This window comes from Pseudomonas sp. UMAB-40 (assembly GCF_900095275.1).
Classification (GTDB): domain Bacteria; phylum Pseudomonadota; class Gammaproteobacteria; order Pseudomonadales; family Pseudomonadaceae; genus Aquipseudomonas; species Aquipseudomonas mandelii_B.
On record NZ_LT607560.1, the window covers coordinates 189,074 to 215,575 of the forward strand.

General features: G+C 59.6%; 30 protein-coding genes. 3 read left to right on the forward strand and 27 right to left on the reverse strand.

Features of this window, described 5'->3' with window-relative positions:
- The 5 genes from ccmE to ccmA all read right to left on the reverse strand — a co-directional run bounded on the left by ccmE (position 1) and on the right by ccmA (position 2,757).
- On the reverse strand, positions 1 to 456 hold the full coding sequence (gene ccmE, locus K0F88_RS15905) for a cytochrome c maturation protein CcmE (protein ID WP_008026817.1): 456 nt from the start codon (positions 454 to 456) through the stop codon (positions 1 to 3).
- Positions 453 to 629, reverse strand: a complete 177-nt coding sequence (gene ccmD / locus K0F88_RS15910; RefSeq protein ID WP_027922383.1) for a heme exporter protein CcmD — start codon at positions 627 to 629, stop codon at positions 453 to 455. The genes ccmE and ccmD overlap by 4 nt, the downstream gene beginning before the upstream one ends.
- On the reverse strand, positions 626 to 1,381 hold the full coding sequence (locus K0F88_RS15915; protein WP_219095659.1) for a heme ABC transporter permease: 756 nt from the start codon (positions 1,379 to 1,381) through the stop codon (positions 626 to 628). Before K0F88_RS15915 ends, ccmD begins: the two co-directional genes overlap by 4 nt.
- A 75-nt stretch (positions 1,382 to 1,456) precedes the next feature.
- Positions 1,457 to 2,125, reverse strand: a complete 669-nt coding sequence (gene ccmB / locus K0F88_RS15920; RefSeq protein WP_219095660.1) for a heme exporter protein CcmB — start codon at positions 2,123 to 2,125, stop codon at positions 1,457 to 1,459.
- Positions 2,122 to 2,757, reverse strand: coding sequence for a cytochrome c biogenesis heme-transporting ATPase CcmA (gene ccmA / locus K0F88_RS15925; protein WP_219095661.1), 636 nt, complete (start codon positions 2,755 to 2,757; stop codon positions 2,122 to 2,124). Before ccmA ends, ccmB begins: the two co-directional genes overlap by 4 nt.
- 197 nt (positions 2,758 to 2,954) lie before the next feature.
- Between ccmA and K0F88_RS15930 the strand changes: the two genes are divergently transcribed.
- Together K0F88_RS15930 and K0F88_RS15935 are read left to right on the forward strand one after the other, a co-directional pair.
- Positions 2,955 to 4,529 carry a flagellar hook-length control protein FliK gene (locus K0F88_RS15930; protein WP_219095662.1) on the forward strand — a complete coding sequence of 525 codons (1,575 nt, stop codon included), beginning with the start codon at positions 2,955 to 2,957 and terminating at the stop codon, positions 4,527 to 4,529.
- Entirely contained in the window at positions 4,526 to 4,855 is a 330-nt protein-coding gene (locus K0F88_RS15935) for an EscU/YscU/HrcU family type III secretion system export apparatus switch protein (RefSeq protein ID WP_219095663.1), read from the forward strand. The genes K0F88_RS15930 and K0F88_RS15935 overlap by 4 nt, the downstream gene beginning before the upstream one ends.
- A gap of 114 nt (positions 4,856 to 4,969) precedes the next feature.
- Here K0F88_RS15935 and K0F88_RS15940 read toward each other — a convergent pair whose 3' ends face one another.
- From K0F88_RS15940 to K0F88_RS16010, 15 genes are all read right to left on the reverse strand, one after another.
- Positions 4,970 to 5,362 (reverse strand): DUF2802 domain-containing protein, encoded by a 393-nt coding sequence (locus tag K0F88_RS15940; protein WP_219095664.1) that lies wholly within the window; start codon positions 5,360 to 5,362, stop codon positions 4,970 to 4,972.
- Complete coding sequence (locus tag K0F88_RS15945) at positions 5,363 to 5,848, reverse strand: chemotaxis protein CheW (protein ID WP_010456928.1); 486 nt, start codon at positions 5,846 to 5,848, stop codon at positions 5,363 to 5,365.
- Between the two features lie 89 nt (positions 5,849 to 5,937).
- Positions 5,938 to 6,834, reverse strand: a complete 897-nt coding sequence (locus K0F88_RS15950; protein WP_219095665.1) for a CheW domain-containing protein — start codon at positions 6,832 to 6,834, stop codon at positions 5,938 to 5,940.
- A gap of 1 nt (position 6,835) precedes the next feature.
- Positions 6,836 to 7,624: a ParA family protein gene (locus K0F88_RS15955; RefSeq protein ID WP_109628602.1), complete on the reverse strand. Its 789-nt coding sequence runs from the start codon at positions 7,622 to 7,624 to the stop codon at positions 6,836 to 6,838.
- A 43-nt stretch (positions 7,625 to 7,667) separates the two neighbouring features.
- Positions 7,668 to 8,558, reverse strand: coding sequence for a flagellar motor protein MotD (gene motD, locus K0F88_RS15960; RefSeq protein ID WP_219095666.1), 891 nt, complete (start codon positions 8,556 to 8,558; stop codon positions 7,668 to 7,670).
- Positions 8,559 to 8,573: 15 nt separating this feature from the next.
- Positions 8,574 to 9,314, reverse strand: a complete 741-nt coding sequence (locus K0F88_RS15965) for a flagellar motor protein (RefSeq protein ID WP_131061601.1) — start codon at positions 9,312 to 9,314, stop codon at positions 8,574 to 8,576.
- Positions 9,314 to 10,453, reverse strand: coding sequence for a chemotaxis response regulator protein-glutamate methylesterase (locus K0F88_RS15970; RefSeq protein ID WP_219095667.1), 1,140 nt, complete (start codon positions 10,451 to 10,453; stop codon positions 9,314 to 9,316). The genes K0F88_RS15965 and K0F88_RS15970 overlap by 1 nt, the downstream gene beginning before the upstream one ends.
- A 50-nt stretch (positions 10,454 to 10,503) precedes the next feature.
- A complete protein-coding gene (locus K0F88_RS15975) occupies positions 10,504 to 12,735 on the reverse strand; it encodes a chemotaxis protein CheA (protein ID WP_219095668.1) in 2,232 nt (743 codons plus the stop codon).
- Positions 12,736 to 12,799: 64 nt separating this feature from the next.
- Positions 12,800 to 13,588 carry a protein phosphatase CheZ gene (locus tag K0F88_RS15980; protein ID WP_219095669.1) on the reverse strand — a complete coding sequence of 263 codons (789 nt, stop codon included), beginning with the start codon at positions 13,586 to 13,588 and terminating at the stop codon, positions 12,800 to 12,802.
- 22 nt (positions 13,589 to 13,610) lie between these two features.
- Positions 13,611 to 13,982 carry a chemotaxis response regulator CheY gene (locus K0F88_RS15985; protein WP_003183998.1) on the reverse strand — a complete coding sequence of 124 codons (372 nt, stop codon included), beginning with the start codon at positions 13,980 to 13,982 and terminating at the stop codon, positions 13,611 to 13,613.
- A gap of 167 nt (positions 13,983 to 14,149) precedes the next feature.
- Complete coding sequence (fliA, locus tag K0F88_RS15990) at positions 14,150 to 14,890, reverse strand: RNA polymerase sigma factor FliA (protein WP_007894214.1); 741 nt, start codon at positions 14,888 to 14,890, stop codon at positions 14,150 to 14,152.
- Positions 14,887 to 15,717, reverse strand: coding sequence for a flagellar synthesis regulator FleN (gene fleN / locus K0F88_RS15995; protein ID WP_003222917.1), 831 nt, complete (start codon positions 15,715 to 15,717; stop codon positions 14,887 to 14,889). The genes fliA and fleN overlap by 4 nt, the downstream gene beginning before the upstream one ends.
- A gap of 116 nt (positions 15,718 to 15,833) precedes the next feature.
- Entirely contained in the window at positions 15,834 to 17,168 is a 1,335-nt protein-coding gene (gene flhF, locus K0F88_RS16000) for a flagellar biosynthesis protein FlhF (protein ID WP_219095670.1), read from the reverse strand.
- 11 nt (positions 17,169 to 17,179) lie between these two features.
- On the reverse strand, positions 17,180 to 19,309 hold the full coding sequence (gene flhA / locus K0F88_RS16005; protein WP_219095671.1) for a flagellar biosynthesis protein FlhA: 2,130 nt from the start codon (positions 19,307 to 19,309) through the stop codon (positions 17,180 to 17,182).
- 218 nt (positions 19,310 to 19,527) lie between these two features.
- Entirely contained in the window at positions 19,528 to 20,220 is a 693-nt protein-coding gene (locus K0F88_RS16010) for a hypothetical protein (RefSeq protein WP_219095672.1), read from the reverse strand.
- A 306-nt stretch (positions 20,221 to 20,526) separates the two neighbouring features.
- On the opposite strand from K0F88_RS16010, the gene K0F88_RS16015 reads away from it, so the two are divergent.
- Positions 20,527 to 21,456, forward strand: coding sequence for a YncE family protein (locus K0F88_RS16015; protein WP_219095673.1), 930 nt, complete (start codon positions 20,527 to 20,529; stop codon positions 21,454 to 21,456).
- 145 nt (positions 21,457 to 21,601) lie between these two features.
- Here the strand turns inward: K0F88_RS16015 and flhB are convergent, their stop codons facing one another.
- The 7 genes from flhB to fliM form a co-directional block, all read right to left on the reverse strand.
- A complete protein-coding gene (gene flhB, locus K0F88_RS16020; protein WP_219095674.1) occupies positions 21,602 to 22,741 on the reverse strand; it encodes a flagellar biosynthesis protein FlhB in 1,140 nt (379 codons plus the stop codon).
- Between the two features lie 3 nt (positions 22,742 to 22,744).
- A complete protein-coding gene (gene fliR / locus K0F88_RS16025; RefSeq protein WP_219095675.1) occupies positions 22,745 to 23,530 on the reverse strand; it encodes a flagellar biosynthetic protein FliR in 786 nt (261 codons plus the stop codon).
- A gap of 3 nt (positions 23,531 to 23,533) precedes the next feature.
- Positions 23,534 to 23,803, reverse strand: a complete 270-nt coding sequence (gene fliQ / locus K0F88_RS16030; protein ID WP_219095676.1) for a flagellar biosynthesis protein FliQ — start codon at positions 23,801 to 23,803, stop codon at positions 23,534 to 23,536.
- The gene (gene fliP / locus K0F88_RS16035) at positions 23,800 to 24,558 is read right to left on the reverse strand and encodes a flagellar type III secretion system pore protein FliP (RefSeq protein ID WP_219095677.1); all 759 of its coding nucleotides are present in this window, start codon (positions 24,556 to 24,558) and stop codon (positions 23,800 to 23,802) included. The genes fliQ and fliP overlap by 4 nt, the downstream gene beginning before the upstream one ends.
- Positions 24,558 to 25,007, reverse strand: coding sequence for a flagellar biosynthetic protein FliO (gene fliO, locus K0F88_RS16040; RefSeq protein WP_094471240.1), 450 nt, complete (start codon positions 25,005 to 25,007; stop codon positions 24,558 to 24,560). The genes fliP and fliO overlap by 1 nt, the downstream gene beginning before the upstream one ends.
- A complete protein-coding gene (gene fliN / locus K0F88_RS16045) occupies positions 25,008 to 25,466 on the reverse strand; it encodes a flagellar motor switch protein FliN (protein ID WP_219095678.1) in 459 nt (152 codons plus the stop codon).
- A 65-nt stretch (positions 25,467 to 25,531) separates the two neighbouring features.
- On the reverse strand, positions 25,532 to 26,500 hold the full coding sequence (fliM, locus tag K0F88_RS16050; RefSeq protein ID WP_219095679.1) for a flagellar motor switch protein FliM: 969 nt from the start codon (positions 26,498 to 26,500) through the stop codon (positions 25,532 to 25,534).
- Between the last annotated feature and the right edge of the window lie 2 nt (positions 26,501 to 26,502).

Genomic DNA, 26,502 nt, shown 5'->3' on the forward strand with positions numbered 1-26,502 from the left:
TCAACCCTCCTTCGCGGGCGTTGGAGCAGATTGACCGCTGTCTTTCAAAGCCTTGGTCACTTCCGGCGGCATGTACTTTTCATCGTGCTTGGCCAGCACTTCGTCGGCCACCACCACGCCGTCGGCGTTCAGTTTGCCCAGCGCCACGATGCCCTGACCTTCACGGAACAGGTCCGGGAGGATGCCGCGGTAGCTGATGGTCACGGATTTGTTGAAGTCGGTGACGATGAATTTCACGTCCAACGAATCACCGGAACGTTGCAGCGAGCCCTTCTCGACCATGCCACCGGCGCGGATGCGCGTGTCTTGCGGGGCTTCGCCGTTGGCGATCTGGGTCGGGGTGTAAAACAGATTGATGTTCTGCTGCAGGGCGCTCAGGGCCAGGCCGACGGCAGCGCCGACACCCACCAGGATCGCGAGAATGATGATAAGACGCTTTTTGCGCAGCGGATTCACTTGCCGTTCTCCCGGCGCAAACGACGCGCCTCTTGTTGCAGATACCGCTTGCGGGCCAGGATCGGCGCCGCCACGTTGAGGACCAGCACCGCCAGGCAGATGCCATAGGCTGACCAGACATACAGGGCGTGATGGCCCATGGCAAGGAAGTCGCCGAATGAAGCAAAACTCATCGAGCGGCCTCCAGACTGTTCTGCACTTCAGCTTTCACCCAGCTCGCCCGGGCTTCGCGCTTGAGCACTTCAAGGCGCATGCGCAGCAACAGCACAGCGCCGAAGAAACAGTAGAAACCCAGCACCGTCAGCAACAATGGCAGCCACATCTCGGCGGGCATGGCCGGTTTTTCGGTGAGGGTGAAGGTTGCGCCCTGGTGCAGGGTGTTCCACCACTCCACCGAGTATTTGATGATCGGGATGTTGATCACGCCGACAATCGCCAGCACCGCGCAAGCCTTGGCCGCGCTGTCACGATTGCTGATCGCGTTGCCCAGCGCAATGAGACCGAAGTACAGGAACAGCAGAATAAGCATGGACGTAAGTCGCGCATCCCAGACCCACCACGAGCCCCAGGTCGGTTTGCCCCAGATCGCGCCGGTGACCAGCGCCACGGCGGTCATCCAGGCACCGATGGGCGCCGCGCATTGCAGGGCGACGTCGGCCAGTTTCATTTTCCAGACCAGCCCGACGATGCCGCACACCGCCAGCATGACGTAGACGGACTGCGCCAGCATGGCGGCCGGAACGTGGATATAGATGATGCGAAAGCTGTTGCCTTGCTGGTAGTCAGGCGGCGCGAAGGCCAGACCCCAAACGACACCGACGCCGATCAGCAACAACGCAGCGATGCTCAGCCACGGCAGCAATTTGCCACTGATGCCGTAAAACCATTTGGGCGAGCCGAGCTTATGAAACCAGGTCCAGTTCATTACTGTTTCCATCACGGTTGCTCTTCGCTTTGAAGAGCCTAGGGTCTTTACTGATCAAATTTTGACCAGACCTCATTATTCGCCGACGCTGATCTTCAGGCCAGCAGCTATTGCAAACGGTGTCAGCGTTATCGCCAGGGCGGTCAGGCTACCAAGCCACAAGAGATAACCGGTCGCCGGCATACCCTGCAAGGCCGCCTGCAAGGCGCCACTGCCGAGAATCAACACCGGGATGTACAGCGGCAGAATCAGCAGCGCCAGCAACAGGCCGCCGCGTTTCAATCCTACCGTCAGGGCTGCGCCCACCGCACCGAGCAGGCTCAGCACCGGTGTACCCAGCAATAAAGTAAGCAGCAACACCGGCAGACAGGCGGTTGGCAAACCGAGCATCAACGCCAGCAGTGGAGCGAGCAAAACCAGTGCCAGGCCAGAGAAGGCCCAGTGTGCCAGTACCTTGGCCAAAACCAGAAGAGGCAGGGGGTGCGACGAAAGGACCCACTGTTCAAGCGATCCGTCTTCGAAATCACTGCGGAAGAGCCCGTCCAGCGAGAGCAGGACCGATAAAAGGGCCGCGACCCAGACCAGTCCCGGAGACAAGGTTTGCAACAATTGAGACTCGGGACCGACCGCCAAAGGGAACAGCGAAACGACGATCGCGAAAAAAACCAGCGGATTCGCCAGTTCAGCCGGACGGCGGAACAGCAGACGGGCCTCACGGGCGACCAACAGGCCGAAAACACTCATACGGCCCACTTCCCCAGATCGATATCGCGATAGCTGGCCGGCATCCGGCTCAGCGTGTGGTGGGTGGTCAACACCACCATGCCGCCGCGCTCACAGTGGGCGGCCAGGTGTTCTTCGAGTTGCGCCACGCCTTGTTTATCGAGCGCGGTGAACGGTTCGTCGAGGATCCACAGCGGCGGGCTGTCCAGATACAGCCGAGCCAACGCCACACGGCGCTTCTGCCCGGCGGACAGCGTGTGGCAGGGAACATCCTCGAAACCGCGCAGTCCGACATCGGCCAGCGCTTGCCAGATAGCCTCGTGGGAAGCCGGTTGATGCAGGGCGCAGAGCCAGGTCAGGTTCTCCTCTGGCGTCAGCAAGTCCTTGATCCCGGCGGCATGCCCGATCCACAGCAGGTTGCGCGCCAGTTCAAGGCGCTGATCGTTCAGCGGCTGGCCGTTGAGCAGCACTTGACCGGCGGTCGGCTGCATCAGGCCGGATAGCAGACGCAGGAGGCTGGTCTTGCCGCTGCCGTTGGGGCCACTGATTTGCACCATTTCGCCACTGGCCAGTCTCAATTCGAGATTTTCGAAGAGCAGCCGAAGGTCTCGCTCACAAGCAAGGGCAACGGTTTGCAGGACAGGACTGGTCAAGAGATCACGGGCCTTTTGCGGTTCAAGTCGGCGGCGGAGCGGCCGCTAAAGAGATGCAGCATAGATGCATTGGCGGCCTGTTCTAGAGAGCTGCGTCAAACAAATGCAATGTTTTCGCCACTCCCCGAAAGACGGGCGGCATTATACATGCCATGCCCTACTCTAAAGAGTGCATTTTCCTCAGGTTGTGACCGCGTATGACAGGCGAAATGAACATCCTCCCGCTACCGCAGACCACGCCCGCGACTTCGCGGCCGCTGGTGGTAAGTGGCGACCTGCTCAAGCTGCTGACGCCGATGGAGGGCCTGATCACTCCCGGTCAGACCGCCAAGGCCGAAGTGCTGTCGCTCAAGCAGGCGGATCAGAGCTTTGAACTGTTGCTCAAAGTCACCCTAGACAGCGGCCGCCAGACCACGGTCCAGGCCACCAGCACCCAGCCGCTGCCTCAAGGTACCAGCCTGGCGATCACCCAACCGTCAGCGAGCAACCTGGCGATCACGGTGCAACAGGCCATTGCTTCCAGCGTCGCCACCCTCACCCGCATCGACACGGCGCAACTACCGGTCGGAACGTTGTTGCAGGGCAAAGTGCTGACCTCGCAAGTGTTGCCGCAGGTGCCGGGCCAGCCGACGGTGTTTCGTTCGATGGTGAGCCTGCTCAACACCGCGTTAAGCGGCAGCACGCTGAGCATCGAGAGCCCGACGCCGCTGCGTATCGGCACGTTGTTGAGTGCCTTGGTGCAGGACACGCAAACCTTGAAGTTCGTGCCGCTGAGCAGCCGTCAGGAGCAGCTGGCGGTCACCCAGCAATTGGTCAGTCAGCAGAGCCGCCAAGGCTCGCTGGATGGTTTGATCAAAGTCCTGCAAAACCTGCCACCGTCGGACCAGACCTCCAGCGACCTGCGGGTTGCCGTGGAAAAACTGCTGGCCGGTTTGCCGGACGTTCGGCAACTGAGTACGCCAAAAGGCCTCGCCCAGGCGCTGGCCAACAGCGGACTGTTCCTCGAAGCAAAACTGCTGACCGGGCAAAACCCGACACTGGCGCCGGACATGAAAGGCGATCTGCTCAAACTGATCGCGCAACTGACGCCAGGGCTGCCGGCCAACACCAATCTCAATGCGATCATTGCCGCCAACACGCTGGTCCAGTCCATGCCGAGTTTCGTGCGCAGTGCCCTCGGCATGCTCGGTCAGGTCAGCGCCAAGCCGTTGCCGACCAGTTTCCCGTTGCCCGAACGGCTGCTGCAAAGCCACGACGGCGAAGACGATCTGGAGCATTTGCTGCGCCTGGCCGCAGCGGCCGTTTCTCGCCTGCAAAGCCATCAATTGTCGAGTCTCGAGCAAACCGGGGTCACTGACGACGGTCGACTGCTCAGCACCTGGCAACTGGAAATCCCGATGCGCAACTTGCAGGACATCGTGCCGTTGCAGGTCAAGTTCCAGCGCGAAGAAGCGCCCGAGAAAGACCAGCCCCACGAACGTCGAGACGAACGCGAGCCGAAACAACCACTGTGGCGTGTGGACCTGGCGTTCGACATGGAGCCGCTGGGCCCGTTGCAAATTCAGGCGCAGTTGATCAAAGGCAGCCTGTCCAGCCAGCTCTGGGCCGAACGGCCATACACCGCGAGCCTGATCGAAAGCAATCTGGCCGGGCTGCGCCAGCGTCTGCTGGACTCCGGGCTGAACGTCGGCGATCTCGACTGCCACCTCGGCACGCCACCGCAAGGCCCGCAAACCCGCCTCGAACAACGCTGGGTCGACGAAACCGCATGAGAAACCCCAACACCCCACGCCAGGCCATCGCCCTCAAATACGACGGCACCCACGCCCCTACCCTCACGGCCAAAGGTGACGAGGAACTGGCCGAAGCCATTCTGAAGCTTGCCCGGGATTATGAAGTGCCCATCTATGAAAACGCCGAGCTGGTGAAGCTGCTGGCGCGGATGGAGTTGGGCGAGAGTATTCCGGAGGAGTTGTACCGCACGATTGCCGAGATTATTGCGTTTGCCTGGAACCTGAAGGGCAAGTTTCCGGCGGGGCATGATCCGGAGGCGGTGATGGTGGAGAAGGATGTGACTGAGCGCGGGGATGATTATTGAATTTGGGTTGAATGCAAAAGATCGCAGCCTCGTTTCACTCGACAGCTCCTACATTGGGATCGCGTATCCCTGTAGGAGCTGTCGAGTGAAACGAGGCTGCGATCTTTTGATCTTCTAGTTCTTGTGAAGCTTGCGCATCAACTCCGCCTCAGCCTGGGTCAACCCGCAAGACTGAGTCAGTTCATCGACGGTAGCCCCCATGCCCACCAACCGTGCCGCCTGGGCAAACGACAGGCTCGACGGATCGCGCTGTTCCAGCTGGGCCAGTTTGTCCGGCAAGGGGCCGACGACGGCGCGCAGTTCGTGCAGGTCTTCACCCATGCGCACGTTGCCGCTCTGATAGTCGTCGACGCGCTTGGCCAGGTCCTTGATGCGCTGATCGCGCAACGCATCACCCTGGGCCTGTTGCGCGGCGATTTGCCGTTGAGCGCGAATGTACGCCAGGAACATTGCCAGCGTGCCTGCCCAGAAAAGGAACAGGACAATGACCGCTACCTCAAGAATCAATCAGATGTTCTCCAGGTCCGACCATTCTTCTTCGCTCATCATCTTGTCCAGTTCGACCAGGATCAGCAGTTCGTTGTTCTTGTTGCACACGCCTTGAATGAACTTGGCGGACTCTTCGTTACCGACGTTTGGCGCGGTTTCGATTTCCGACTGACGCAGGTAAACCACTTCGGCCACGCTGTCGACCATGATCCCGACCACTTGCTTGTCGGCTTCGATGATGACGATACGGGTGTTGTCGCTGATCTCGGCATTCATCAGGCCGAAGCGCTGACGGGTGTCGATGACCGTGACCACGTTACCGCGCAGGTTGATGATGCCCAGCACGTAGCTCGGGGCACCCGGGACCGGGGCGATTTCGGTGTAACGCAGGACTTCCTGAACGCGCATCACGTTGATGCCGTAGGTTTCATTGTCCAGCTTGAAGGTTACCCATTGCAGGATCGGATCTTCGGAACCTTTTGCATTCGTCGCTTGACTACTCATACCCTGACCCCTCGAAAAACCGCTTCTGGCGGTGTGTATTCTGTGTGGCGGCATTCAACAATGCCGTCGCCTACTTGTTATGTCGGCAGCTATGTCGGTTTGTGTAGCGGCTTGCTGCCGCCCATGTGCTTTGCCCCACCGCTGGCGATCAACTCGGCCAGGGCGGAAACGTCCAGCAGCGCACACATGTGCTCAATCACCGTGCCGGCGAGCCATGGCCGCTGACCTCGATGACTTCTCCATTTGATTTCGTTCGGGTCCAGGCGCAACGAGCGGCTGACCTGATGCACCGCCAGCCCCCATTCGTAGCCCTGAACCGAAATAACGTATTGCAGGCCCTGGCGGAAATCATCGCGGTAGCGGTCGGGCATGACCCAGCGCGCGGTGTCCAGGACTTTCAGGTTGCCGGCCTGACTTGGCAGGATCCCGAGGAACCATTCCGGCTGACCGAACAGCGGCGTCAGCTCGTGACCGGCCAGCGAATAAATCGAGCCCAGGCACACCAACGGCACCGCCAGGGTCAACCCGGCGACATCGAACAGCAGGCATTCGAACGGCTCGGCGGCCCACGCCGGGCGCCCGTCATTTTCTACCGGTGGCGGCGTATTGCTCGGCGGCAGATGGACTTCGACCAGCGGCGGCACCAGGGTTTGCAGCAACGGTGCGAGGGTCGAGACCGGCGCCAGGATCGGTGCGGGCGCTTCTTCGATCACCACCGGAGCTTTTGCGACCGGAGCCGCCACGGGCGCTACGACAGGTGCAGCGGTCACGACGGACTTCTGCGCATCACGCGCCTGCTCTTCAAGTACGGCTGCCTGGAACTCGTCCAGCGCAGCCTCAACCTCTACCGCTTCAACAACCTCAATGACTTCAGCCACCGCTTCCACTTCCAGCGGCAACTCTTCAGTCGCTTCCATCAGCAGGCTGTCCAGATACGACTGGAGCGCCAGTTGCGGACGCGAGGTAATCTTCACCGGCCGATTCATCTCAGGCCACCTGCGGGACAAGTTGTGCTGCCAGCAAATGCTTGAGCAAGGCGCGATAAGCGAGAACCCCACGGCTCTTGCCGTCGAATTGCGAAGGCGTCAGCCCGGCCCGGCTCGCGTCCCGCAGGCGCGTGTCGATCGGGATGTAGCCTTGCCAGATTTCTTCCGGGTATTTGTCGCGCAGCACGCGAAGGGTCCCGAGGGACGCCTGGGTGCGGCGGTCGAACAGGGTCGGAATGATGGTGAACGGCAACGCCACTTTGCGTGAGCGGTTGATCATCGCCAGCGTATTGACCATGCGCTCCAGGCCTTTGACGGCCAAGTGCTCGGTCTGCACCGGAATCACCAACTGCTGGCTCGCCGCCAAGGCATTGACCATCAACACGCCAAGCAACGGCGGGCTGTCGATCACGGCGTAATCGAAGTCCTGCCACAGTTGCGCCAGGCTCTTGGCAATCACCAGGCCCAAACCACTCTGGCCCGGCGATTGACGCTCGAGCGTGGCCAGAGCGGTACTCGACGGCAACAGCGAAATACGTTCGTCGCTGGTCGGCAACAGCAACTGACCGGGCAGGCCTTGCGGCACGCTGCCCTTGTGCAGGAACAGGTCGTAGCTGCTGTGTTCCAGGCTGTCGGGGTCGTAGCCGAAGTAGCTGGTCATGGAGCCGTGCGGATCGAGATCGACCACAACCACGCGCTTGCCCGCCTCGGCCAGTAAACCGGCTAAAGCGATAGAGGAAGTGGTTTTACCAACACCACCCTTTTGATTGGCAACGGCCCAGACTCTCATTCGGATTGTTCCTCCCGGTCGATACGCTCGACCGAGAAATAGCTCAACGTGTTAATGCAGGCGACGGAGAATTGACGGCGCTCTCTCGTACCGGCGACTTGACCGGGGTCGGTGCAGTTTGTGTGCCAGCACGCTTCAACGCGGCATCCGGTTGTGTATGGGCGGTTCCGGTACCGGTGAGGCTGCGACGTACATCGAGATTGCGTGACACAACCAGCACCACACGACGGTTGCGCGCCCGGCCTTCGGCGGTGGCGTTGTTGGCCACCGGCTGGAATTCGCCGTAACCCACCGACGCCAGGCGCCCAGGGTTTACGCCCTGCATCGCCAGCATGCGCACGATGCTCGCCGAACGCGCCGAGGACAGCTCCCAGTTGGTCGGGTATTGCGCGGTGCGTATCGGTTGATCGTCGGTGAAGCCTTCGACGTGAATCGGGTTGTCGAACGGCTTGAGGATCCCGGCCACTTTATCGATGATGTTGAACGCGATGTCGCTGGGCATGGCGTCGCCGCTGCCGAATAACAGGCTGGAGTTGAGTTCGATCTCGACCCACAGCTCGTTGCCGCGTACGGTCATCTGATTGGAGCTGATCAAGTCGCCGAACGCCGCGCTGATGTCATCGGCGATGCTTTTCAGCGGATCGCTGGCACCGGCCACACCGGCATCGACCTGCTCGCTGTCCTTGACCAATGGCTTGGCCGGGGTCACGGTCATCGGCCGCTCTTCCCCAACCGGGATCGGCTTGAGGGAGCGATCGGCGTCGGCGAAGACCCCGATCATCGCTTGCGAGATGATTTTGTACTTGCCTTCGTTGATCGAAGAGATCGAGTACATGACCACGAAGAATGCGAACAGCAACGTGATGAAGTCGGCGTAAGAAACGAGCCAGCGTTCGTGATTGACGTGTTCTTCAGGTTGCCTGCGACGTGCCATGGTCCATGTCTCCCATCAATCCATGAAGCCCTGAAGCTTCAACTCAATAGAGCGAGGGTTTTCACCTTCGGCGATCGACAGGATCCCTTCCAGCAACATTTCGCGATAACGCGACTGGCGCAAGGCAACGGATTTGAGCTTGGCGGCAATCGGCAGCAACACCAGGTTGGCACTGGCCACGCCGTAGATGGTCGCGACGAAGGCGACGGCGATGCCGCTGCCCAGTTGCGTCGGATCGGCCAGGTTGCCCATGACATGGATCAGGCCCATCACCGCGCCGATGATGCCGATGGTCGGCGCATAACCGCCCATGCTTTCGAAGACTTTTGCGGCTTCGATGTCACGGCTTTCCTGGGTGTAGAAATCCACTTCCAGAATGCTGCGAATCGCTTCCGGCTCGGCGCCGTCGACCAGCAGTTGCAGGCCTTTGCGCGAGTAGCTGTCAGGTTCAGCATCGGCCACCCCTTCCAGACCGAGCAAACCTTCCTTGCGCGCGGTCAGGCTCCAGTTGACGACGCGGTCGATGCCGCCGGCCAGATCAACGCGAGGCGGAAACAGAATCCAGCCAATGATTTGCATGGCACGTTTGAAGGCGCTCATCGGTGATTGCAGCAATGCCGCGCCGATGGTCCCACCGAGTACGATCAGCGCCGCCGGGCCGTTGGCCAATGCGCCGAGGTGACCGCCTTCAAGGTAGTTGCCGCCAATGATGGCGACAAACGCCATGATGATCCCGATTAGGCTTAAAACATCCATCAGATACACGCCTCGACCAAGTGCCTGCCAATATCGTCCAGACCGTAGATTGCGTCGGCGAGGTCGGCTTTGACGATGGCCATCGGCATGCCGTAGATCACGCAGCTGGCTTCATCCTGAGCCCAGATCGCACTGCCGCCCTGCTTGAGCAGACGCGCGCCTTCACGACCGTCGGCGCCCATGCCGGTCAGTACGACCGCCAGAACTTTGTCGCCGTAGGACTTGGCTGCCGAACCGAAGGTGATGTCCACGCACGGTTTGTAGTTCAGACGCTCGTCGCCCGGCAGGATTTTCACCGCGCCACGGCCGTCGATCATCATTTGTTTGCCACCCGGCGCCAGCAGCGCCAGGCCCGGACGCAGGATGTCGCCATCCTCGGCTTCCTTGACGCTGATGCGGCAGAGCTTGTCCAGACGTTCGGCGAAGGCCTTGGTGAAGGCGGCCGGCATGTGCTGGATCAGCACGATCGGGGCCGGGAAGTTGGCCGGCAACTGGGTCAACACCCGCTGCAGGGCAACCGGACCGCCCGTGGACGTACCGATGGCCACCAGTTTGTAGGCTTTGCGTTTTGGCGCGGGCGACGACGGGCCGGACGAGGCCGGGGCGTGGGTACGCACCGGCACGGGTGCCGGAGCCGGACGCGAAGGCGTGCTGCTGCCGTAACTGCTGACGCTCGAAGGCGCAGGCGTCGGGGCTGGCGCGGCGACCGGGGCCGGTGCGCTGTAGGTGCTGGCACGACGGTTACTGCGCGAGATGCTGAGAATTTTCTCGCACAGCAGTTGCTTGACCTTCTCCGGGTTACGGGAGATGTCTTCGAAATTCTTCGGCAGGAAATCCACCGCGCCGGCGTCCAGCGCATCGAGGGTTACCCGGGCGCCTTCATGGGTCAGCGAGGAGAACATCAATACCGGGGTCGGGCAGCGCTGCATGATATGCCGCACCGCCGTGATGCCATCCATCATCGGCATCTCGTAGTCCATGGTGATCACGTCTGGCTTGAGGGCCAGCGCCTGATCGATCGCCTCTTTTCCGTTGGTCGCCGTACCGACGACCTGGATATTCGGATCCGCTGAAAGAATTTCCGAGACGCGGCGGCGGAAAAACCCCGAATCGTCCACCACCAGGACTTTGACTGCCATAAACACTCCGTTAGGACGGAGCGAGGCTTAGTCGCCCCGCTCCACCAGAATCAAATACGCCGTGCGGCGTAACGCTTGAGCATGCTCGGAACATCGAGAATCAGCGCGATGCGACCGTCACCGGTAATGGTGGCGCCCGACATGCCCGGGGTTCCCTGGAGCATTTTGCCCAATGGCTTGATGACCACTTCTTCCTGGCCCACCAGCTGGTCGACGACGAAGCCGATCCGCTGAGTACCCACCGAAAGGATCACCACGTGGCCTTCGCGCTGCTCTTCGTGAGCCGCGGAGCTGACCAGCCAGCGCTTGAGGTAGAACAATGGCAGTGCCTTGTCCCGCACGATCACCACTTCCTGACCGTCCACCACGTTGGTGCGCGACAGGTCGAGGTGGAAAATCTCGTTGACGTTCACCAGCGGGAACGCGAACGCCTGGTTGCCGAGCATGACCATCAGCGTCGGCATGATCGCCAGGGTCAACGGGACCTTGATGACGATCTTCGAGCCCTTGCCCTTGGTCGAATAGATATTGATGGTGCCGTTGAGCTGGGCGATTTTGGTTTTCACCACGTCCATGCCCACGCCGCGTCCGGAGACATCGGAAATTTCGGTCTTGGTCGAGAAACCTGGCGCGAAGATCAGGTTGAAGCAATCGGACTCGCTGAGGCGATCGGCTGCATCCTTGTCCATCAAGCCTTTCTTCACGGCGATGCCGCGCAGGACATCAGCGTCCATACCCTTGCCGTCATCGGAGATGGACAGCAGGATATGGTCGCCTTCCTGTTCAGCGGACAGGATCACCTTGCCGCTGCGAGGCTTGCCCATCGCTTCGCGCTCGGCCGGCTCTTCAATACCGTGGTCGACCGAGTTGCGCACCAAGTGGACCAGCGGGTCGGCCAGGGCCTCGACGAGGTTCTTGTCGAGGTCGGTTTCTTCGCCGACCAGCTCCAGGTTGATCTCTTTCTTGAGCTGGCGAGCCAGGTCGCGAACCAGGCGCGGGAAGCGCCCGAAGACCTTCTTGATCGGTTGCATCCGGGTCTTCATGACCGCGGTTTGCAGGTCGGCAGTGACCACGTCGAGGTTCGACACGGCCTTGGACATGGCTTCGTCGCCGCTGTTGAGGCCCAGACGGACCAAGCGGTTACGCACCAATACCAGTTCGCCGACCATGTTCATGATTTCGTCGAGACGCGCGGTATCAACCCGCACGGTGGTCTCGGCTTCGCTGGCCGGTTTTTCCGGTGGCGGCGCGGACGGTGCGCGGGCTGGAGCCGGTGCAGCGGCAGCCGCCGGTTTCGGCGCTTCGGCTTTTGGCTCGGGCGCTTTGGCAACCGGTTTCGGCGCAGTAGCCTTGGCGGCTGGAGCAGCCACCGCAGCACCTGTGCCGACTTCAGTGAATTTGCCTTTGCCATGCAATTCGTCGAGCAGCGATTCGAACTCGTGATCGGAGATCAGATCACCGCCGGCCGCTTTCGCGGTTGGCGCAGCCGCGGCGGGTACGGCGGCAATGGCCGATTCCAGCGCGTCCACCGCAAAGTTGCCCTTGCCGTGCAGCTGGTCGAGCAGTGCTTCGAATTCGTCGTCGGTAATATCGGAGCTGTCGCCGGCCGCTTTCGGAGCAGACGGTGCAGCAGCCGGTGCCACCGCGTCGACGGCGAACTGGCCTTTGCCGTGCAGTTGATCGAGCAACGACTCGAACTCGGCATCGGTAATTTCGTCGCTGGCCGCCGAATCGGCAGCCGCCACTGGAGCAACCGCCGGCGCTTCGGCTTGAGCCTTGACAGCGTTCAGCGAGTCCAGCAATTGTTCGAATTCGTTATCAGTGATGTCGCCCGATTCTTCAGCGGCAGGTGCTTCGACCACTTCAGCAACCGGCGCAGATTCATCAGCCGTTTGCGGCTCGGCCAGACGGGCCAGTGCCGCGAGCAATTCAGGCGTGGCAGCCGTAATCGGGCTGCGTTCGCGAACTTCGGTGAACATGCTGTTCACCGCGTCCAGCGCTTCGAGAACCACGTCCATCAGTTCCGAGTCGACGCGACGTTCACCCTTGCGCAGGATGTCGAACACGTTCTCGGCGATGTGACAGCACTCCACCAGCTCGTTGAGCTGGAGGAAGCCGGCGCCCCCTTTTACAGTGTGAAAACCGCGAAAAATTGCATTGAGCAAGTCCGCATCATCCGGTCGGCTTTCAAGCTCGACCAGCTGTTCGGACAGTTGCTCTAGAATCTCGCCGGCCTCAACCAGGAAATCCTGAAGGATCTCTTCATCGGCGCCGAAGCTCATTAAGGGGGTGCTCCTAACAGGTTTAAAAACCTAAAAAACCTAAAAAACCTAAAATGCTAAAACTCTAAAATCCTAGGCTGGATAACAAATCGTCCACATCGTCCTGACCGGACACAACGTCTTCTCTTTTATCGGCATGAATCTGCGGACCTTCACCCTGAGAGAGATGTTTTTGCGGATCTTTTTCAGCCAGCATCGCATCACGGTCATGTTCGATACCCGCAAAGCGGTCTACCTGACTGGCCATGAGCACGAGCTTGAGCAGGTTACTTTCAACTTCGGTGACCAACTGGGTCACGCGCTTGATTACCTGACCGGTGAGGTCCTGGTAATCCTGAGCCAGCAGAATGTCATTGAGGTTGCTGGACACTGTGCGATTGTCTTCGCTGCTGCGTGTCAGGAAACCGTCGACACGCCGGGCCAGTTCGCGGAACTCTTCAGCCCCGACTTCGCGACGCATGAACCGCCCCCAATCCGTGCTCAACGCCTGGGCTTCTTCACTCAGGCTGTTGACCAGCGGCGTGGCGTTTTCCACCAGGTCCATGGTGCGGTTGGCGGCGGCCTCGGTCAGCTTGACCACATACCCCAGGCGCTCGGTGGCGTCCGTGATTTGCGACACTTCCTCGGCTTGCGGCATGTTCGGGTCAATCTGGAAATTGACGATCGCGCTATGCAGCTCGCGAGTGAGCTTGCCCACTTCCTGATACAGGCCGCGGTCACGGGTCTGATTGAGCTCATGGATAAGTTGCACAGCGTCGCCGAACTTGCCTTTTTCAAGGCTGTCGACCAGTTCGCGGGCATGTTTTTTCAGGGTCGATTCAAAATCGCCCAGTGAAGATTCTTTATGCTCCATAGCTCCCCCGTGGCGCAGTGGATCAACCGATGCGTTCGAAAATCTTCTCGATTTTTTCTTTCAACGCCTGGGCCGTGAAGGGTTTGACCACATAGCCGTTAACACCGGCCTGGGCCGCTTCGATAATCTGTTCGCGCTTGGCTTCGGCAGTCACCATCAGCACCGGCAGGTGCTTGAGCTTTTCATCGGCGCGCACATGACGCAGCAGATCGATACCGGTCATGCCAGGCATGTTCCAGTCCGTTACCAGAAAGTCGATGCTCCCGCTGTTGAGAACCGGAATGGCAGTAGTGCCATCGTCGGCCTCGACCGTGTTGGTGAACCCAAGGTCACGCAACAGGTTTTTTATGATCCGCCGCATCGTTGAGAAGTCATCAACGATGAGGATTTTCATGTTCTTGTCCAATTCGACCTCCAAGCAGTCTTAAACGCGCCCAGCACCTGGACGCGCCATTTCAATCAATCCGGCAATGCACTCGATGACTGTCTGGAGCACAACAGATCGCGACCGGTGCAGTTCAACACCCCACCGGCCTCGTTCGCAGTGTCCCCACACTGCCTTCAGCGCGCTCGCCACTCCCCCAAACGCCCCCGCAAACGGGCCGCGCACTGGCTATGTAACTGGCTGACCCGCGATTCGCTGACCCCCAGGACCTCACCGATTTCCTTGAGGTTCAGCTCTTCGTCGTAGTACAGCGCCAACACCAGTCGCTCACGCTCCGGCAAATTGGCAATCGCGTCCGCCAGCGCGGCCTGGAAGCGTTCATCTTCCAGATCGCGTGACGGCTCCAGATGTGCACTCGCGCCATCCTCGTGCAGCCCTTCGTGTTCGCCGTCCTGCAACAGATCGTCGAAACTGAATAACCGGCTGCCCAGGGTGTCGTTCAAAATCCCGTAATAATCGTCGAGACTCAATTGGAGTTCGGCCGCAACCTCATGATCTTTAGCGTCACGACCGGTTTTAGCTTCAATCGAGCGAATTGCGTCGCTGACCATGCGGGTATTGCGGTGAACCGAACGTGGCGCCCAGTCCCCCTTGCGTACTTCATCGAGCATCGCGCCGCGGATTCGAATGCCCGCGTAGGTCTCGAAACTCGCGCCTTTGCTGGCGTCATATTTGGTCGATACTTCAAGCAGGCCGATCATCCCGGCCTGGATCAGGTCTTCAACCTGGACACTGGCCGGCAGACGGGCCAGCAAGTGGTAAGCAATGCGTTTGACCAGTGGCGCGTAACGCTCGATCAGCTCGTACTGCGCGTCACGTGCCGACTTCTTGTAGAGGTTGTAGCCACTGGCTGTCATAGGACGGGTCCTGCGGTCTGTTGCACGAGGCGCTCGACGAAAAACTCCAGGTGCCCACGCGGATTGGCAGGCAGCGGCCATGTGTCGACCTTCTGCGCGATCGCCTTGAACGCCAGGGCGCACTTGGACCGCGGGAACGCTTCGTAGACGGCGCGCTGTTTCTGCACGGCCTTGCGCACGCTTTCGTCGTATGGCACCGCGCCTACGTATTGTAGGGCGACGTCGAGGAAGCGGTCCGTGACCTTGGTCAACTTGGCGAACAGGTTGCGGCCTTCCTGCGGGCTCTGGGCCATGTTGGCCAGGACGCGGAAGCGGTTCATGCCGTAATCGCGGTTCAGCAGTTTGATCAGCGCATAGGCATCAGTGATCGAGGTCGGCTCGTCGCACACCACCAGCAAGACTTCTTGCGCTGCGCGAACGAAACTGACTACCGAGTCACCAATACCCGCAGCGGTGTCGATCACCAATACGTCGAGGTTGTCGCCGATATCACTGAAGGCCTGGATCAGACCGGCGTGCTGGGCCGGGCTCAGATGAACCATGCTCTGTGTGCCGGACGCGGCCGGAACGATGCGAATACCGCCAGGGCCCTGCAACAGAACGTCGCGCAGCTCACAGCGGCCTTCGATCACGTCGGCCAGGGTACGTTTGGGTGTCAGCCCCAATAGGACGTCGACGTTCGCCAGCCCCAGATCGGCGTCTAGCAGCATGACGCGCCGGCCGAGTTCAGCTAGAGCCAGGGACAAGTTCACTGACACGTTAGTCTTCCCGACGCCACCTTTGCCGCCGGTCACCGCGATCACCTGTACGGGATGCATGCTGCCCATGTTATTTCTTTACCTTGTCTTGCATAGACGGAGGCCACATTACTGGCTGCGCGCTCAATAACTGAACAATGCATGGCAGACCATCGATGTAGGTACAAAAACTGTTCATTAGTACCTCAGCCAACCTGCTTGGTCGGGCTGTGGTAAATATCAGCGAACATGTCAGCCATGGCTTCTTCGCTGGGTTCTTCTTGCATTTGCACGCTTACGGCGCGACTGACCAACTGATGACGACGCGGCAGATGCAAATCATCCGGAATACGCGGGCCATCGGTCAGGTAGGCCACCGGCAATTCATGACTGATCGCCAGGCTCAACACCTCGCCCAGACTTGCCGTTTCATCCAGTTTAGTCAGGATGCAGCCAGCGAGCCCGCAGCGCTTGTAACTGTGATAAGCGGCCGTTAGAACCTGTTTCTGGCTGGTGGTTGCCAAAACCAGATAATTTTTTGACTTGATGCCACGTCCGGCCAGGCTTTCGAGCTGCATGCGCAGGGCCGGGTCGCTGGCCTGAAGGCCGGCGGTATCGATCAACACCACGCGTTTGCGCAGCAACGGATCCAGCGCCTGCACCAGCGATTGGCCCGGATCAACGTGGGTTACCGACACGTTGAGGATCCGGCCCAGGGTCTTCAATTGTTCCTGAGCACCGATACGGTAGCTGTCCATGCTCACCAGCGCGATGTTTTGCGCGCCGTATTTGAGCACGTAGCGGGCCGCGAGCTTGGCCAGGGTGGTGGTCTTGCCCATGCCGGCAGGGCCGACCATGGCAATCACGCCGCCCTCTTCCAGTGGCTCGACTTCCGGTGTGGCAATCATCCGCGCCAGGTGCGCCAGCAACATGCGCCAGGCCTGACGGGGTTCGTCAATGTCGGTAATCATCGCCAGCAAGTCGCGGGACAACGGGCCGGACAGGCCGATGCGTTGCAGGCGACGCCAAAGATTGGCCTGGGCCGGACGGCTGCCTTGCAGCTGATTCCAGGCCAGGGAGCCGAGTTGTACTTCCATCAATTCGCGCAGGCTGTTGAGTTCGAAACGCATCGAATCGAACGCCCGTGGATCGACGCCGCCAGCGGCAGGTGCCGGGGCTGGCGCCGAGCGACGAGGTTCGGCATACGTCGGCTCGATCAGCGGCTCGGCGGCGGTCAACGGCAGGCCGGCGAACAACTGGCGATTGGTGGTCTTGTCGCCTTCGGTTTCGCCGTCGCCACGCAGGCTCAATTCGGCCTGGGCGGTGACGATCCGCGACTGGGTCTTGCGCAGCTCATCCTCGAGTTCCATGTTCGGAACACGCGGGGCCAGCGCCGACAACTTGTAATCCAGGGCAGCCGTCAGCTCGACACCACCGGCGATCCGGCGGTTGCCAATAATGGCGGCATCAGCGCCCAGCTCATCACGAACCAGTTTCATGGCCTGACGCATATCGGCGGCGAAAAAACGCTTAACTTGCATAAACCACTACCTCAGCCGTTGGGCCCTACTGTCGCAACGATGGTCACTTGCTTGTTGTCAGGAATTTCCTGGTAAGCCAACACATGCAAACCCGGGACTGCCAGTCGGCCGAATCGCGAAAGCATCGCGCGAACCGGGCCGGCTACCAGCAGAATCACCGGTTGACCTTGCATTTCCTGACGCTGCGCCGCATCGATCAACGAGCGTTGCAGTTTCTCAGCCATGCTTGGCTCCAGCAGAACACCCTCTTCCGAGCCTTGTCCTGCCTTCTGAAGACTATTGAGCAATATTTGTTCCAACCTTGGCTCCAGAGTGATAACTGGTAGCTCGGAGTCAGTCCCTACAATGCTTTGGACGATTGCGCGGGATACGCCGACGCGCACCGCGGCCACCAAAGCGGCAGTATCTTGACTCTTGGCAGCATTGTTGGCGATGGCCTCGGCGATGCTGCGAATGTCCCGCACCGGCACCTGCTCGGCCAACAACGCTTGAAGCACCTTGAGCAACTGCGACAGCGAGACCACCCCCGGCACCAGCTCTTCAGCCAGTTTCGGCGAGCTTTTGGCCAGCAATTGCATGAGTTGCTGGACTTCTTCGTGACCGATCAGTTCGCTGGAGTGCTTGTACAGAATCTGGTTCAAGTGCGTCGCCACGACCGTGCTGGCGTCGACCACGGTGTAACCTAGCGATTGTGCCTGGGCACGCTGGCTGATTTCGATCCAGACCGCTTCCAGGCCAAAAGCCGGATCTTTGGCGGTTATGCCATTGAGCGTGCCGTAGACCTGCCCCGGGTTGATCGCCAGTTCGCGATCCGGGTAAATCTCGGCTTCTGCCAGGATCACGCCCATCAGGGTCAGGCGGTAAGCACTCGGCGCCAGGTCGAGGTTGTCACGAATGTGCACAGTCGGCATCAGGAAGCCCAGATCCTGGGACAGCTTCTTGCGCACGCCCTTGATCCGCGCCAGCAACTGACCACCCTGGTTGCGATCCACCAGCGGAATCAGGCGATAGCCGACTTCCAGCCCGATCATGTCGATCGGCGTCACGTCGTCCCAGCCCAGCTCCTTGGTTTCCATGGCACGGGCTGGCGATGGCAGCAGCTCCTGTTGACGCTTGACCTCTTGCAGGGCCTGAACCTTGACCACGTTCTGCTTCTTCCAGAACAGGTATGCGCCGCCAGCAGCCAAGGCCGCCATGCTGAGAAAGGAGAAGTGCGGCATGCCGGGCACCAGGCCCATCACTGCCATCAAACCCGCCGCCACGGCCAACGCTTTCGGCGAGGCGAACATCTGGCGATTGATCTGCTTGCCCATGTCTTCCGAACCGGAAGCACGGGTCACCATGATCGCTGCAGCTGTCGATAACAGCAGTGATGGCAATTGCGCCACCAAACCGTCACCGATGGTCAGCAAAGCGTACACCCGGCCGGCGTCGCCGAAGGTCATGCCGTGCTGGAAGATACCGACCGCCATGCCGCCGATCAGGTTGATGAACAGAATCAGCAGACCGGCGATGGCGTCACCGCGCACGAATTTGCTGGCACCGTCCATGGAACCGTAGAACTCGGCTTCCTGGGCGACTTCCATCCGGCGCAATTTGGCCTGGTTCTGGTCGATCAGGCCGGCGTTCAAGTCGGCGTCGATCGCCATTTGTTTGCCGGGCATCGCATCGAGGGTGAAACGTGCGCTCACCTCGGAAATCCGCCCGGCACCCTTGGTCACCACGACGAAGTTGATGATCATCAAAATCGCGAAGACGACGATACCGACCACGTAGTTACCGCCGATCACCACCTCGCCGAAGGCCTGGATCACCTTACCGGCGGCGGCATGACCGTCCTGACCGTGGAGCATCACCACTCGGGTGGAGGCCACGTTCAGCGCCAGTCGCAACAACGTCGCCACCAGCAGAATGGTCGGGAACACTGCGAAATCCAGCGGCCGCAATGCATACACGCACACCAACAGCACGACGATGGACAGCGCAATGTTGAACGTGAAAAACACGTCCAGCAGAAACGGCGGCACCGGCAGCATCATCATGGCCAGCATGACCAGCAGCAACAACGGCACACCCAGGTTGCCCCGACTCAAGTCGGCAACGTTTGTGCGTGCAGTGTTGAATAACTGAGAGCGATCCACCGGTTTTCCCCGTTTCTTTAAAGCAAACTTTTGACGCCTGAAAGAGGCGCAGGGCGACTATTGCAAGAAACCTTCCAACTTTTGCAGAGGGGGGAAATAGAGGGGCGTATTGAATGTTGGTCGTAGCGCAGAGCCTGCGCGTCCTGCACTCAAGCCGTGTCGCGTTCGACCGAGGCACTCGCAAGGATTTACGATGCCCCCCCCCGAACGCAGATTGATCAACCTGCGGTGTGAACCTGGTTGTCAGTGATCGGACCAAAACTCAACGTCTTGCCACTGACGTAGCGTGCCCCCTTGAGCACTTCTTCACCGTCGACAAACACGATCTCTTCCTGTGTGTACATGAATGTCACTCGTTGTACAGGAGCTACGCGTTTAGAGGCTGCCGACGAAACAGGCCATGGCTGTTTAGCCACCAGCTCAATCAAGGTCAGTGCCCAGTGGAAAGGGATAACTCCAAGATCTTTGATCGTGATCTGGCGCAAGGGGTCATCCCACCGAAAATCCTGGCGTGCCGTGATGAACAACGCATCACCCTCCATCCTGAACACAGGCTTGTGAAACCGCCACACCATCTCCAGATCGCTGATCCAGCCGTCCAGGTATGGCTCTGGATTCGTGAAGAACGCGAAAAGCTTTTCGTTGTCGACAATACTTCCGGCATTACCACCAAACCGACTGTAATTATTATGATAAGCCAGCCCGCCCAACTCAGGCCGAATCGCGTTGTCCCGCCCCTCTAAATAGCCTGGAAACCAGACGTCTGCCATCTGCTTGAAGTGCGTGAAATCCAGAACCAATTTAAAAGTAACGGTGTAACCGATGGCGCGATCGCGTGGATATTCTTCCAACTTCCCGGAGACGAACTCCATCTCCATGCCTTGCAGTTTTTTAAACGGTTGCACTGCCATAATTGATCCCTCTAAGACATGACGTAAACACCAATCCCTGGTATTCCGGCCGAATGACCAGAACCACCACTGCAAGGACAATGAACGGGAGAATTCCCACAAGTATGAAAGCGCCGGAGGCGCCGACTGCCTACTGTCAGAACTAACAGGTACTAAGCCGTTTCAGACAAACGGTACTTAGGAACCCTCATCGCAGCGGTGACCGTCGATCGGGATCTTGTGCATACCTGTTAGATCTGACAGTAGACACGTGCGCGCTCACTGCCGTTGTATGGATATCTCACTACAGTGACAGGACTTGACCCCATGCAACCGCAATCGCCAACTATCGCTCAGTCACCGACAACGCTGAGCAATGAAAACGTGCATATGATCCACGGCTATGATGACCTGGTGATCAGCAAGGACTCCGCCCGCCTGTATTTTCGCGAACGAATAGGCGAGGAATATTACTTACGCGCAATGGATGCAAACACACAGAAAGTCATAGCGACTTATTCTGCCGGGCGCTGGCCAACCATAAAAGGCTTAAGCCCGGACAGCACAAAGGCCTTCGCCATGGACATAACCACCGCTTGCCTATTCGAGATCAATACGATTAATCATACGGTGGGTGAAGGAACCAAGATCGATTCCCGCCCCCTTACTGACATGGTCATACATCCCACCGGCATAAGAGCCTACCTCTGCGCCGGTGACGACCTGATAGAGTTCGATACGGTCGAAAAAACTGAAGTCCGGAAATTACCTTTATCTTATCCCGACAATCTCGCTATAAGTCCCAGCGGAACACACCTGTATGTTTCCTGCTGGAACGAAGGACGGCAAAACTCAATCGAGGTCATTGATACCGCAAGGTTGTCTGTGATTGCCAGCATTCCCCTTGCCGGATTCCCCAGCAATATCACCGTCAGCCCTGATGGAAAACTTCTCTATGCGCTCAACAAGAGTGATCGCGAGATGATCGTGATTGACGCTGTCTCCAACAAAACGATCAAGGTCCTACAACACAGCACCGCCACTAGATCTATCTGCTGCAGCCGTGATGGAAATCAGCTCTTCACAGTACGGACGAACTCTGAATCCGTTTTTGTCCTGGATGCTAAAACGCTACAGGAAACGCAGCGCTTCAATACAGGCAAACATTTCCTGACGGTGATCAAAATGAGCCCCGACAAAGCTAACCTCTACGTACTGTACGAGGCTCGAGTAACCGTCGAAGAAGGGACTGAATAGGCAACGTAACGGCCAAATGCTGTCCAAGAAAATACCCAAAAGTGGACAGCGCTGTTCGCGCCAAAGACAGTAAGGACGCTCTGGGCGAGGACTAGGGCCGAGCCTCACACCGGCGAGGTTCATGACGGCATCTAAAGGGGGGGGATCAGGAATCGCGCCGCAAATCCGGCGGAATCGGCAAATTGTCCTTAAGCGGATCCGGACGCTTGCCCTTGCCCGCGCGGTACTGGCGAATCTGGTAGACGTAGGCCAGTACCTGAGCGACCGCCAGATACAACCCACCGGGGATTTCCTGCTCCAGCTCGGTGGAGTAATAGATCGAACGCGCCAGGGCCGGCGATTCGAGCAGCAGCACATTATTGGCCACGGCGATTTCACGAATCTTCAGGGCCAGGAAGTCACTGCCCTTGGCCAGCAGCACTGGCGCACTGCCCTTGTCGGGATCGTACTTGAGGGCGACGGCGTAGTGCGTCGGGTTGGTAATCACCACGTCGGCTTCGGGGATGGCCGCCATCATCCGGCGCTGGGACATCTCGCGCTGCAACTGGCGAATGCGCTGCTTGACCTCAGGACGCCCTTCCTGATCCTTGTGTTCGTCGCGCACTTCCTGCTTGGTCATCAGCAGTTTCTTGTGGCTTTCCCACAGCTGCACCGGCACGTCGACGGCGGCGATGATGATCAGCCCGCAGGCCATCCACAACGTGCTCCAGCCGACCACTTGCAGGCTGTGAATGATCGCCATGTCCAAGGGTTCGTGGGCAATGCGCATCAGGTCGTCGATGTCGGAAGACAACACCGCCAGCGCCACGAACAGCACGATGAAAAACTTTGCCAGAGCCTTGAGCAGTTCGACCAGCGCCTTGGCCGAGAACATTCGCTTGAGCCCCGCACCGGGGTTCATGCGACTGAATTTCGGCGCCAGGGAGCCTGCCGCGAACAGCCAGCCACCGAGAGAAATCGGGCCGATCAACGCGGCCAGCAACAAGGTGATCATCACCGGCTGAATCGCCACCAGGGCGATCTGCCCCGAGTGCAGCAGGAAGGTGCCCATGTTGCGCTGATCCAGAATCACTTCCCGCGACAGCGTGAAGTTCATGCGCATCAGTTCCATCAGGTCCTGCGCCAGCGCTCCACCGAAAATCAGCAACCCGCCAGCGCCGGCGAGCATGACCGCCAGGGTGTTGAGCTCCTTGGAGCGCGCAATCTCGCCCTTGTCCCGAGAGTCCTTTTTACGTTTCTCCGTGGGGTCTTCTGTTTTGTCCTGACCGCTTTCGCTCTCAGCCATGACTCAGCGCGCCCGTGCCAGTTCGCGTAACAACTGCAAGGCTTCGGTGGCCAGCGGTTGATACTGATTGATGATGTCCGCCAGCCCGACCCAGACGATGAACAGCCCGAGCACCAGGGTCAGCGGGAAACCGATGGAAAAGATGTTCAATTGCGGCGCGGCCCGAGTCATCACGCCGAACGCAATGTTGACCACCAGCAATGCGGTGACCGCTGGCAGCACCAGCAACAGTGCGGCCCCCAAAACCCAGCCAAGCTTGCCGGCCAGCTCCCAGAAATGGTTAACCATCAAGCCGCTGCCCACCGGCATCGTGGTAAAGCTTTCGGTCAGGACTTCGAAGACCACCAGATGGCCATTCATGGACAGGAACAGCAGCGTCACCAGCATGGTGAAGAACTGCCCGATCACCGCCACCGAGACACCGTTGGTGGGGTCGACCATCGACGCGAAGCCCATGCCCATCTGAATGGAGACGATCTGCCCCGCCACCACGAACGCCTGGAAGAACAGTTGCAAGGAGAAACCCAGCAACGCGCCGATGAGAATCTGCTCGGCGATCAGCAGCAGCGCACTCAGATCCAGCGCATTGATCGGCGGCATCGGCGGCAGGCCCGGCGCAATCACCACCGTGATCGCCAGGGCGAAGTACAGGCGCACGCGCGTGGGCACCAGGGACGTGCCAAACACCGGCATGACCATCAGCAAGGCGCCGATGCGAAACAACGGCAACATGAACGTCGCCACCCAGGTACTGATCTGGGTATCGGTCAGCTGCAGCAGCGACGGCATGGTTTAGCCGATGACCTGAGGAATACTGCCGTACAGCTGCAGGATGTATTCCATGAACGTCTGCACCATCCACGGGCCGGCGACAATCAGCGTCACCAGCATGACCAGCAAGCGCGGCAGGAAGCTCAAGGTCTGTTCGTTGATCTGCGTGGCGGCCTGGAACATCGCCACCAGCAAGCCTACCAGCAGACTCGGAATCACCAGCACAGCCACCATCATCGTGGTCAGCCACAGCGCTTCGCGGAAGATGTCTACCGCCACTTCCGGCGTCATGGCGACACACCGCCGAAGCTGCTCGCCAGGGTACCGATGATCAACGCCCAGCCATCCACCAGCACGAACAGCATGATCTTGAACGGCAGGGAAATGATCAGTGGCGAGAGCATCATCATACCCATGGCCATCAGCACACTGGCCACGACCAGGTCGATGATCAGGAACGGAATGAAGATCATGAAGCCGATCTGGAACGCGGTTTTAAGCTCGGAGGTGACGAAGGCCGGCACCAGAATGGTCAGCGGCGCCTGATCCGGCGAAGCGATGTCCGTGCGCTTGGAGAGGCGCATGAACAACTCGAGATCGCTGCTGCGCGTCTGCGCCAGCATGAAGTCCTTGATCGGCACCTGGGCCTTGGCCACGGCATCCTGAGCGGTGAGTTTTTCCGCCAGATACGGCTGCAAGGCGTCCTGATTCACCCGGTCAAACACCGGCGCCATGATGAACAGCGTCAGGAACAGCGCCATGCCGGTGAGAATCTGGTTCGACGGCGTCTGCTGCAAGCCCAGGGCCTGACGCAGAATCGAGAACACAATGATGATCCGGGTGAAACTGGTCATCAGCATGACGAACGCCGGGATGAAACTCAGCGCGGTCATGATCAGCAGGATTTGCAGGCTGACCGAGTATTCCTGAGCGCCATTGGCGTTGGTGCCCAGGGTGATCGCCGGGATCGACAACGGATCGGCGGCGAACGCCAGCGGCGCGGCCAGCAACAGGGCCAGCGTCAAGACGATGCGTAACGCACCCATTACTTCTTATCCTTCTGATCCTTGCCGAGCATCCTCAACAGATGCTGGGCAAACTCCGGAGTCGCGCTCTCGGTCGTGGTCGGCACTTCAATCGGCTCTTTAAGCACATGCAGTGCAGTGATCGTGCCGGGGCTCAGGCCAAGCAGGATCTGCTCGTTGCCGACCTGCACCAGCATCAATCGGTCGCGTGGCCCCAAGGCGCGGGAACCGACAATCTCGATCACCTGCCCTTTGCCGGCCGGCCCGGCCTGCTGGACCCGGCGCAGCAGCCAGGCGAGGAAGAAGATTAACCCCAGCACCAGCAGCAAGCCGAACACCAACTGCGTCAATTGCCCGGCCACACCGCTACTGACTGCCGGCGCAGCAGCAGCCGTTGCAGCCGTGGCCACAGGTTCGGCTGCCAGCACACTGAACGGCAACGCAAGCAGAAGCCCTAGAACCTTTTTCACTTAGCGCAGCTTCTTGATACGTTCGCTTGGGCTGATCACGTCGGTCAGGCGGATGCCGAACTTCTCGTTGACCACAACCACTTCGCCGTGGGCGATCAGGGTGCCGTTGACCAGTACGTCCAGCGGCTCACCGGCCAAGCGATCCAGCTCGATCACCGAACCCTGGTTGAGTTGCAGCAGGTTGCGGATGTTGATGTCGGTGCTGCCCACTTCCATGGAAATCGACACCGGAATGTCGAGGATCACGTCGAGGTTCGGACCGTCCAGGGTGACCGGGTCGTGGCTCTTTGGCACGCTGCCGAACTCTTCCATCGGCAGACGGTTGGACGGCGAACTGGCGGCGTCGGCGGCCAGCAAGGCGTCGATGTCGTCCTGGCCGGCATCACCGGTTTCTTCCAGGGCGGCAGCCCATTCGTCAGCCAGTGCCTGGTCGTCCTGGGCGTTCATATCGTCGTTCATCTTTTGTCCTCGGCGGGCAACTGCTCAATCAAGAGCAGCCAATTAATAGGGGGTTGGAGCGCCGGTCAGCGGCGCTCGATCGGCTCGATCACTTGCAACGCGAGGTTGCCTTTATGCGAGCCCATCTTGACCTTGAAGGCCGGCACGCCGTTGGCGCGCATGATCATTTCTTCCGGCATCTCGACCGGGATCACATCCCCCGGCTGCATGTGCAGGATGTCGCGCAGACGCAACTGGCGACGGGCAACCGTGGCGCCGATCGGCACGTCCACGTCCAGGACGTCCTGGCGCAGGGCGTTGACCCAGCGCTCGTCCTGATCGTCCAGATCCGACTGGAAGCCGGCATCGAGCATTTCGCGCACCGGCTCGATCATCGAGTACGGCATCGTCACGTGCAGGTCGCCGCCACCACCATCGAGTTCGATGTGGAAAGTGGACACCACCACCGCTTCGCTCGGGCCGACGATGTTGGCCATGGCCGGGTTCACTTCCGAGTTGATGTACTCGAAGTTGACTTCCATGATCGCCTGCCAGGCTTCCTTCAAATCGATGAAGGCCTGCTCCAGCACCATGCGCACCACACGCAGCTCGGTCGGGGTGAATTCACGCCCTTCGATCTTGGCGTGACGGCCGTCGCCGCCGAAGAAGTTGTCCACCAGCTTGAACACCAGTTTGGCGTCGAGGATGAACAGCGCGGTGCCACGCAACGGCTTGATCTTGACCAGGTTGAGACTGGTCGGCACGTACAGCGAGTGCACGTATTCGCCGAACTTCATCACCTGCACACCACCGACGGCAACGTCCGCCGAGCGGCGCAGCATGTTGAACATGCTGATGCGGGTGTAGCGGGCGAAACGCTCGTTGATCATTTCCAGCGTCGGCATGCGTCCGCGGACGATGCGATCCTGGCTGGTCAGGTCGTAGCTTTTGACGCTGCCGGGTTCAGCAACGTTATCGGTCTGTACCAGACCATCGTCGACGCCATGCAACAGCGCATCGATCTCATCCTGGGACAGCAGGTCCTGCACGGCCATGT